We start from the raw sequence: 8,111 nt of genomic DNA, 5'->3' as shown, positions 1-8,111 counted from the left end.
CGCCCTGAACCACCCGACCCCGCTCCCGGACGCCGTCCGCGACACCGCGCCCGACACCCCACAACCCGCGCCGACCCCACCCCCGGATCAGGCCACCGCCCCCGCCCGCGAGACCTCCGCCTCCCCCTGAACCCACGCACCCGCCCGTCGGAACAGGAGCAGCGCGATCCCGCACTGCAGTGCCATGGCCAGCGCGAGTGCCAGGCACACGCCGGGCAGGCCGAGGCTCGTGCAGGCGTACGCCAGCGTCAGCTGGACCGCCGTGCCGAGCAGCGTCACCTTCAGCAGCGTCGGTGCTCCCCCACTGCCCTCGAAGACCCCGCCGAGCGCGATGAAGCAGGCCATCAGCAGCAAGTAGGGGCCGACGCAGCGCAGGAACAACACCCCGTCGTGGGCGACTTCGGGTCCCGCGTCGAAGGCGGCCATGATCCAGGGGGCGGTCACGAGAAGCGGAACGGCCGCCGCGAGCCCCACCGCCCCAAAGACCAGTACCGCCTCCCGTCCGACCGCCCGCCGCGCGTCCCGCCCGGCGCCCCGCAGATGCGCGGTATGGATCGAGGCGGCCTGCCGCACCGCGTAGAAGGCCATCGTCGCCACGTACATGACCTTGTAGGCGATGGAGTACGCGGCCACCGCCGTCACCCCGAGCCGCGCCACGATCGCGACGAGGACGAGCGCCCCGCCCTGCCGCACGGTGAAGTCGGCGGCCATGGGCAACCCGGTGCTCAGCGTCCCACGCAGGCGGACACCGGCCGGAACCCCCGCACAGGACCGCAGCAGCGCGTTCCGGCGCAGGACGACCAGTCCCGTCCCGAGGGCCACCGCCCGGCACAGCACGGTCGAGGCGGCGGCGCCCCGGACGCCGTACGACTGGATCAGGAACGGGTCGCACACCAGGATCAGCCCGTTCGCCAGGAGGGCCAGCCGCATGGGTGTCCGGGCGTCTCCCGCGCCCTTGAGGATGCCGTCGACGAGCTGCTGGGCGAAGAAGACGGCGATGCCCGGCAGGGAGATCGCGAAGTAGGCGGTGGCCAGGGACACGGCCGGGCCGCCGTCGAGCACCGGCCGGGCCGGCGGCTCGCGGAACAGGAAGCCGCCCACGGCGACCACCGGCGTGACCAGCGCCCACAGCGCCAGGCCGCCGAGCACGGCCGCACGCACCCCGCCGGGATCCCGGGCGCCCCGGGCGGGCGCCACCAGCACGGTCGTACCGGAGCCGAAGACGAGCGCGACGCCCAGCAGCACGTTCTCGGTGTTGGTCGCCACGGCCACGGCGGCGACGGCGGAACCGCCGAGCCGGGAGACCCACACGGTGTTGATGATCCCGGCGGCGACGGAGGCCAGAAGGCCGAGATAGACCGGGTGGGCAAGCGCGACGAGCTGCTTGCGATGACTGTTCACGGATCAATACCCCCTCGATACGAGCGGGCTTCCTCGCCGAGGAGCCGCTGCACGGCTACGAGCTCAAGGAGCGCATCAAGGCGCTGACCGGCCATGTCCGCCCGGTCAGCGACGGGGCGCTCTATCCGGCCATCACCCGGCTCGTCAAGGCGGGCCTGCTCGACGAGCGCGCGGAGCCCGGGACGAGCGCCGCGCCGCGCCGGACCCTGTCGCTCACCGAGAGGGGCCGCGAGGACCTCCTTCAGCGGCTGCGGCACCCGAAGCAGGCCGAGATCAGCGACCAGGTCCGCTTCAACACCGTCCTCGCCTTCCTGCGGCACCTGCCGGACCGGCGCGAGCAGGCGGCCGTGCTGCGGCGGCGGCTGGAGTTCCTGGAGACACCGACGAGCTTCTTCTACGACGGCGGCGAACCGGTGCGCGCGGAGGACACGGACGACCAGTTCCGGCAGGGCATGCTGCGGGTGGCGCGGGCGACGGGCCGGGCCGAGCGGACCTGGCTGGCCGAGGCCATCGAGCAGTTGGATCAGCCGAGCTGATCGCGCAGGTACTCCTGCCACTCGGCGGTGAAGGCCTTCAGGTCGGTGTCGAGCACCTTCGCCATGGCCTCCTCCACCGCACCCGGCCGCTTGGTGTGCGTGCCCACGGACCGGTAGAACGCGCCGAGCTTCGCCTCGCCCCACCTGTCCGCGATCATCCGGCAGGCCAACCAGCCGCTCTCGTAGGACACCGCGAGCCCTGACGCGCTGCCGTCGAAGCCGAAGTCCGCGTCGGACGGCAGGGCCGTCGGCACCCGGCCCGCGGAGACGGCCTCCCCCAGCTCCGGCGCGACCTCGGCCGGGGTGCGCCCGGTGCCCCGGTACCCGACCCAGTCGGCATACCCCTCCGACAGCCACAGCGGGGTCGCGGCGGTGGTGTCGGCGCGGGTGGCGACATGGGTGGTCTCGTGGGTGAGGACGACCTGCCTGCCCAGGGTGCCGAGCAGACCGTACGCGTCGGGGTTGACGATGATCCGGTCCGCGGGCGCCCGCGCCGGGGCGCCCGTCTCACCGGTGGTGACGGCCGCGATCCCGCGGTACGAGGAGGCCGGCGAGCCGAGCAGACCCGCCATCCCCTCCAGGGACTTGGGTACGAGCACGACGACGTGCCGGGACCACGCGGTGCCCCAGGCGTCCGACACGGCGGGCACGGCGCGGTCGGCCAGGTCCGCGAAAACGTGCAGCCTCTCGCCGGACTGGCCGACGCCGAGGACGATGCTGTGCTTCCCGCGGACGACGGTCACCTCGCCCTGGTCCCACAGCTGCTGCGAGGACTTGCGGGCGGGCTTCTCCCTGACGACGTACCACCGGCCGGACGCGTCCCGGGACAGGTCCAGGACGCGGGCGACCGTGACGGGGGCCTGGTCGTATCCCTGGACCTGGTAGCGGAGTTCGGCGTCCGCGGTGGCGGTGGCGCCGGCGCGGTGGACGCCGGTGACCTTGTAGGACCAGGAGGCGAGCGGCACCGCGCTGACGTCCTCGAACCAGCCCGCGGCGCCCGTCCCGGCCACCGCCGCCGTGTCGCGGTCGAGGACGGCCGCGGCCCGCCGGTCGAGCAGGTGCTGCACATCGGCCTTGACGGATTCGGTCGGCGTCGGGCTCCCGCCGCAGGACACCAGCGAGGCGAGCAGCAGGCACAGCACCACGACACCGTGTTTCGGCACCCGCCTTCGACCAGCCATGTTTCCCGATCGTACGGGTATCGCGGCCATGGGTCAGGGGCGCGTGACCGTCGCCCCCGGCATCATGCCCACCGGGTCGTAGCGCACCGGGGCACCGGGGTACGGGGCGTGCACGACCTGGCCGTTGCCGACGTACATGCCGACGTGGCTGGCGTCGCCCCGGTAGGTGACCAGGTCGCCGGGCCGCGCCTGGGAGAGCGGTACCTGGCGGCCGGCGTAGCGCTGGGCCTGCGAGGTGCGCGGGAGGGAGACCCCGGCCTGGGCGTACGACCACTGCATCAGGCCCGAACAGTCGAAGGCGCCCGGCCCGTTGGCGCCCCACACGTACGGCTTGCCGATCGCGGACTGCGCCGCTGCCACGGCGGCGGCCGCCCGGCCCGAGGGCGCCGCGGCACCCGAGAGGTCGGGCATGTCGGAGCGCCCGGAGCGGGAGACCCGGTCGTAGGCGGCGCGCTCGTCGGACGGGAGGGAGTTGAGCAGTTCGCGCGCCCTGGCGAGCTTCCTCTCGACGGTCCGCTTGTGGGAGGCGACGGCCTTGCGGCTCTGCTCCAGTTCGCCGAGCTTGCGGGCCGCCTCGCTGCGCTCCTGGGCGAGTTCGCGCATGGCCTCCTGGAGGTCCTTGAGCTCGCCCGCCTGACGGGCGTTGATGCGGTCCAGTACGGCCGCCTTGTCGAGGTAGTCGTCCGGGTCGTCGGAGAACAGCAGCGCGAGGGAGGGGTCGAGGCCGCCGGAGCGGTACTGGGCACCGGCCAGTGAACCGAGCGCCTCCCGCATGGAGTTGATGCGCTCCTGCTGCCGGGCGATCGTGTCCTGTGCGGTGCCGACCTCCTCGCGCAGCGAGTCGGCGCGCTCGTCGGCCTTGTTGTAGGCCTCGGTGGCCTGCTCGGCCTGCTCGTAGAGGCGGTCCACCTCGGCCCGGGTGTCGGCGGACGGAGCGGCGGCGGCCGGTACGGCGCCGAGCGCGGCGGCCGCCGCGGACAGCACGCACAGGGCGGCACCGGCGCCCCGGTTGAACCCGGACGTCTGGACAAGGCGGCGATGGAACCCCACGGGAAGCCGCGCTCCTTCCACTGGCGGACAAAGACGCTTCCCGGCAAGGGGGAAGCGCGGCCGACAGTAGCCCCGCGACAGGGGCACATCCAACGACCTCCGCGGGCACACAACGTGACGCCCCGCCTATGACGCAGGTCATGGGCGGGGCGTGGAGTCAGTTGTGGTCGTCGCGATTCGCCCGAACGGGCGGCGAGTCGTCGCGATCTTGAGCGGGAAGGAGGCGGAGAAGGAGCCTCAGATCCGCACGCCGAACTGGAACGGCATGTTGTTGATCGACTCGTAGCGCACGACCGTGCCGGTGCGCGGGGCGTGGATGACCTGGCCGTTGCCCGCATACAGGCCGACGTGGTGCAGGTCGCCGTAGAAGAGGACCAGGTCGCCGACCTTGAGGTCGCTCATGCTGTAGATGCGGGTGCCGGCGTTGGCCTGGGCCTGCGAGGTGCGCGGGATGGTGATGCCGGCCTGCCCGTAGGCCCAGGAGGTCAGGCCCGAGCAGTCGTAGGAGGCGGTGCCGGTGGCGCCGTAGACGTACGGCTTGCCGAGCTGGGTCTGGGCGGCGTTGAAGGCCGCCTGGGCCCGGGCGGAGGACGCGGGGGCGTCACCGAGGTCCACGCGCTCGCTGGCGGAGCGGCTGGCGCGGGCGTCGGCGGCGGCGAGGGCGGCCTTCTCGGCGGACGTCAGCGAGTTCAGGAGCTTCTGCGCCTCGGCGAGCTTGCCCTGAACGGACTTCTTCTGCTTGGCCAGTTCGGTGCGGGTGCTGGCGAGGTCCTTGAGCTTCTCGGAGGCCTCGGCCCGGTCCTGGGCCAGCTCGCGCTGCTTCTCCTGGATCTTCTTCAGCGCCTCGACCTGCTGGGAGCTGAGCTGGTCCTCGGTGGACGCCTTGTCCAGGTAGTCGTCCGGGTTCGACGACAGGAAGAGCTGGAGCGAGGAGTCGATGGAGCCGGTGCGGTACTGCGCGGCGGCCGCCATGCCTATGGAGTCCCGCAGTTCGTTCAGGTCGTCCTGGCCGCGGGCCACGTTGTCCTGGATGGTGGAGATCTCCTTCTGGAGCTTCTCCTGCTTCTCCTTGGCGCCGTTGAGCTTCTCGGTGGCTTGCTCGGCCTGCTCGTACAGGGCGTCGACCTTCGCCTTGACCTCGTCCTTGCTCGGCTTCTCGCTGGGCGCGGCATTGGCGGCATTGGCACTGAGGGCCACGGCGGCAGCGGCTGCGGTCGTGAGCACGGTCACGCGCGTACGGCTCGGCTGCTTGGGTCGACGGTGGGACGCCACGGAGGTGAACTCCTTCTTTTGAGTGATCACCCGCTCGGAGGTTCGAGCCCAGACCCTAGTGACCTTCCCGTGATCAGTTCAAATCCTCAGGAGCAAAATCTCGTCACGCCATGCATTCTTTGCACATAACTCACGTGCAGTGAGGCGGGCTTGACGCTACGTTGCGTGACGATAAGGCTAATTCGGGCATTAAACCTGGACCTTGATGTTTAGGACAGCCGCTTGAGAAGCACCACGGAAGCGACCGGCCGCGCCCCCGCCTTGGCGATGCCGTCGGCGACCTCCCGGTCCGTCGAGGCGACGATCACCGGCCGCCCGGGCGGCTCGGCACGCACCAGCTGACGGATCAACTCGTCGGCGGTGACACCCGCCTTGGAGAACAGCACCCGCACCCCGCGCGGCGGCGCGAGCAGCACCGGCGCGGCGAGCTCGGCGCCGTCGAAGACGCAGGTCACTTCCGCCCCGGTCTGCGCGGCGAGCTGGGAGAGCTGCCCGAGGAGCCTGAGGCGCTGCTTCTCCAGCGGCATCTGGGGATAGCCGGTCTTGGTGACGTTGTAGCCGTCGACCACCAAGTGCGCCTGGGGCAGGGCGAGAAGCTGGTCCAGGATGGCGGGGTCGTTCTCCGACAGGGCCCGCGCGGCGATGTCCTTCGGGGTCATGCGGCCCGGTTCGACCGCGTCCACGGTCTCGGCGGGCCGGACGGAGACCGGCGGCAGGGCCAGTTCCCGGCGCAGCCCCTGGGCCGCGTCCAGAACGGTGTCCAGAAGCAGACGCACGCGCATGTCCTCGACACTGCGCCCCTCCCGTGCCGCTCTGCGCGTGGCCTCCAGAGCCGCCTCCGCCTCCCCGAGGCGTGCCTTCAGGCGCCGGGACTCGCTCTCGGCGGCCGACACCTGGGCGTGCCCCTCGGCACGTGCGGTCTCCGTCTCGGCCTGAAGCTTGCGCAGGGCCGCCTCGCCGCGCTTGACGTCACTGAGTGCCGCGCGCAGCTTCCGGTGAAGCGATTCGGCTTCCTTCTTGGCGGACTCCAGCTCGGTGCGCAGCCGCTCGGTCTCGGCGCGCGTCTGGTCGCGGGCGGCCGCGAGCTCCTCACGCAGCCGCTCCAGCTCGGCGCGGTTCTCCTCGTCGGCCCGCTCGGCGTCGGCGCGCTGGGCCTCCTCGCCGGCCGCGGTGACCAGCTTGACCCAGCCGGTGGGCCGCAGAACATAGGCCGCGGCCGCCACATCGAGCGGGTCCGCGGCCGGGGGCGGGGCACCGGAGTCGAGGGCGCCGGACAGCTCCGGCTGGACCTCTCTGAACTTCTCCCCGATGCGCTGGCGGAACAGCGGATCGGTCTCCAGCGCGGCCGCCATCGCGTTGCCCGCGAACTTGGCCCGCCGGTTCGGCGCGAAGCGCGCGTACTGTCTCAGCTGTGCGGGCAGTTCGCCGACGGTCAGCCCGCCGAAACCCTCGGAGACGATGTGCACGACCCTGCGCCGCACACCGTCGGGCAGCGGACGGTCGAGGACCTCGGCGGCGCCGTCGCCCGGCTCCCCGCCTTGTGTCTCCACCATCCCTCACACCCCATCACTGTGCGGGGCCGGCCCGGTCAGGAGCCGGCGCCCGGCCTGTCGACGAGTTCGACCTGGTCCACGGCGTTGCACCAACGGCACCGCACCGACTCGATGGTCTCACTGACCACCTCGCGCTCCTCGACCTTCGGGTCTCCCGCCAGGTCGAGGTGGACGTACTCGACGACCTTCGACGAGCGGGTCACGTCGAAGCGCGTGAGGTTGCCGCAGAGGGTGCAGCGCCACCGCGTCGAGGCGGTCGGGAGGGGAACCGTCATCGTGCCTGTGCTCTTTCCTACTAGCCATTGTCGGTGACGCACCGGCATCCCGGTGCATGTGGCTCGTAACCCTACGGCCTGGCGGGTACTCGCCGCTCGGACGTCCGCCGGACCTCTCCGGCGGCGAGGCGCTCTGTTCGGTTGCGTCCCGTTACGTCATGCTCTGTGTTCATGATCAGCAACTGGAGGGTGACAGTCGGTGGAGCAGGCAGGGCGCTGTGGGGGCCGGCTCCGGTCACCTACGGGCTGATCGCCCTGTGCTCTGTGGTCTTCGTGATCGGCCCCGCCTCGGGTCTCGACCCGGCCTACGGCTCCGGGGACGCGGCCCTGGCCGCCCAGCGGGCCTGGTTCCACCGCTGGGGCGTGGTCCCCGCCGAGCTCTTCGAGGGCTCGCCGAGTGCCGCCCTCACCCCGGCCACCGCGTTGTTCGTGCACGGCAGCTGGGTGCACCTGCTGGGCAACATGCTCTTCCTCTACGTGTTCGGGGTGATGACCGAGGAGCGGATGGGCCGGGTGCAGTTCCTCCTGTCGGCGTACACCTGAACGTCCCCACCCACGTACGGGCGAATGCGGCCAGTTGCGGATGTGTTGAGGGATCCTGGTCGGCACTCTGCTGCGTAGTCGGTGTGCTGCGGCAGGGGGTGGTCGACAGTGGTCTTGGATCCGCAGCGGTGGTCGGAACTTCGGCGGTTTCGTGGGCTGTTGGAGTCCGGGGCGATGAGCCTGTCGGAGATCGCCCGTGAGACGGGGCTGGACCGCAAGACGGTCCGCAAGTACCTCGCGGGTCCGGCGACACCACCGCGCCGTTCGGCCAGTGGCCAGGTAGTGCCCAGGAAGATCGAC

7 protein-coding genes and 1 pseudogene are annotated in these 8,111 nt (G+C 71.7%); 2 read left to right on the top strand and 6 right to left on the bottom strand.

What is annotated here, in order from left to right; translation table 11 throughout:
• Positions 1 to 87: 87 nt before the first annotated feature.
• The gene (locus H293_RS0148370) at positions 88 to 1,401 is read right to left on the bottom strand and encodes an MATE family efflux transporter (protein WP_020124941.1); all 1,314 of its coding nucleotides are present in this window, start codon (positions 1,399 to 1,401) and stop codon (positions 88 to 90) included.
• A gap of 17 nt (positions 1,402 to 1,418) precedes the next feature.
• On the opposite strand from H293_RS0148370, the gene H293_RS0148360 reads away from it, so the two are divergent.
• Complete coding sequence (locus H293_RS0148360) at positions 1,419 to 1,937, top strand: PadR family transcriptional regulator (protein ID WP_106968644.1); 519 nt, start codon at positions 1,419 to 1,421, stop codon at positions 1,935 to 1,937.
• Here the strand turns inward: H293_RS0148360 and H293_RS0148355 are convergent.
• The 5 genes from H293_RS0148355 to H293_RS0148335 all read right to left on the bottom strand — a co-directional run bounded on the left by H293_RS0148355 (position 1,925) and on the right by H293_RS0148335 (position 7,268).
• On the bottom strand, positions 1,925 to 3,118 hold the full coding sequence (locus H293_RS0148355; protein ID WP_028808871.1) for a hypothetical protein: 1,194 nt from the start codon (positions 3,116 to 3,118) through the stop codon (positions 1,925 to 1,927). The genes H293_RS0148360 and H293_RS0148355 overlap by 13 nt on opposite strands.
• Before the next feature lie 33 nt (positions 3,119 to 3,151).
• Positions 3,152 to 4,168, bottom strand: coding sequence for a C40 family peptidase (locus H293_RS0148350; protein WP_020124937.1), 1,017 nt, complete (start codon positions 4,166 to 4,168; stop codon positions 3,152 to 3,154).
• 237 nt (positions 4,169 to 4,405) lie between these two features.
• Positions 4,406 to 5,440, bottom strand: a complete 1,035-nt coding sequence (locus tag H293_RS0148345; RefSeq protein ID WP_028808870.1) for a C40 family peptidase — start codon at positions 5,438 to 5,440, stop codon at positions 4,406 to 4,408.
• Between the two features lie 209 nt (positions 5,441 to 5,649).
• Complete coding sequence (locus H293_RS0148340) at positions 5,650 to 6,993, bottom strand: NYN domain-containing protein (protein ID WP_020124935.1); 1,344 nt, start codon at positions 6,991 to 6,993, stop codon at positions 5,650 to 5,652.
• Between the two features lie 35 nt (positions 6,994 to 7,028).
• Entirely contained in the window at positions 7,029 to 7,268 is a 240-nt protein-coding gene (locus H293_RS0148335) for a hypothetical protein (RefSeq protein WP_007381473.1), read from the bottom strand.
• 171 nt (positions 7,269 to 7,439) lie between these two features.
• Here H293_RS0148335 and H293_RS56900 point away from each other — a divergent pair.
• Positions 7,440 to 7,796, top strand: a pseudogene (locus tag H293_RS56900) (rhomboid family intramembrane serine protease); the annotation flags it as partial.
• Between the last annotated feature and the right edge of the window lie 315 nt (positions 7,797 to 8,111).

Origin of the sequence: Streptomyces canus 299MFChir4.1 (genome assembly GCF_000383615.1) — a bacterium.
In the GTDB taxonomy this organism is placed as follows: Bacteria; Actinomycetota; Actinomycetes; order Streptomycetales; family Streptomycetaceae; genus Streptomyces; species Streptomyces canus_C.
The sequence above is the reverse complement of the archived record's forward strand: the minus strand, read 5'-3'. Positions and strand labels throughout refer to the sequence as shown.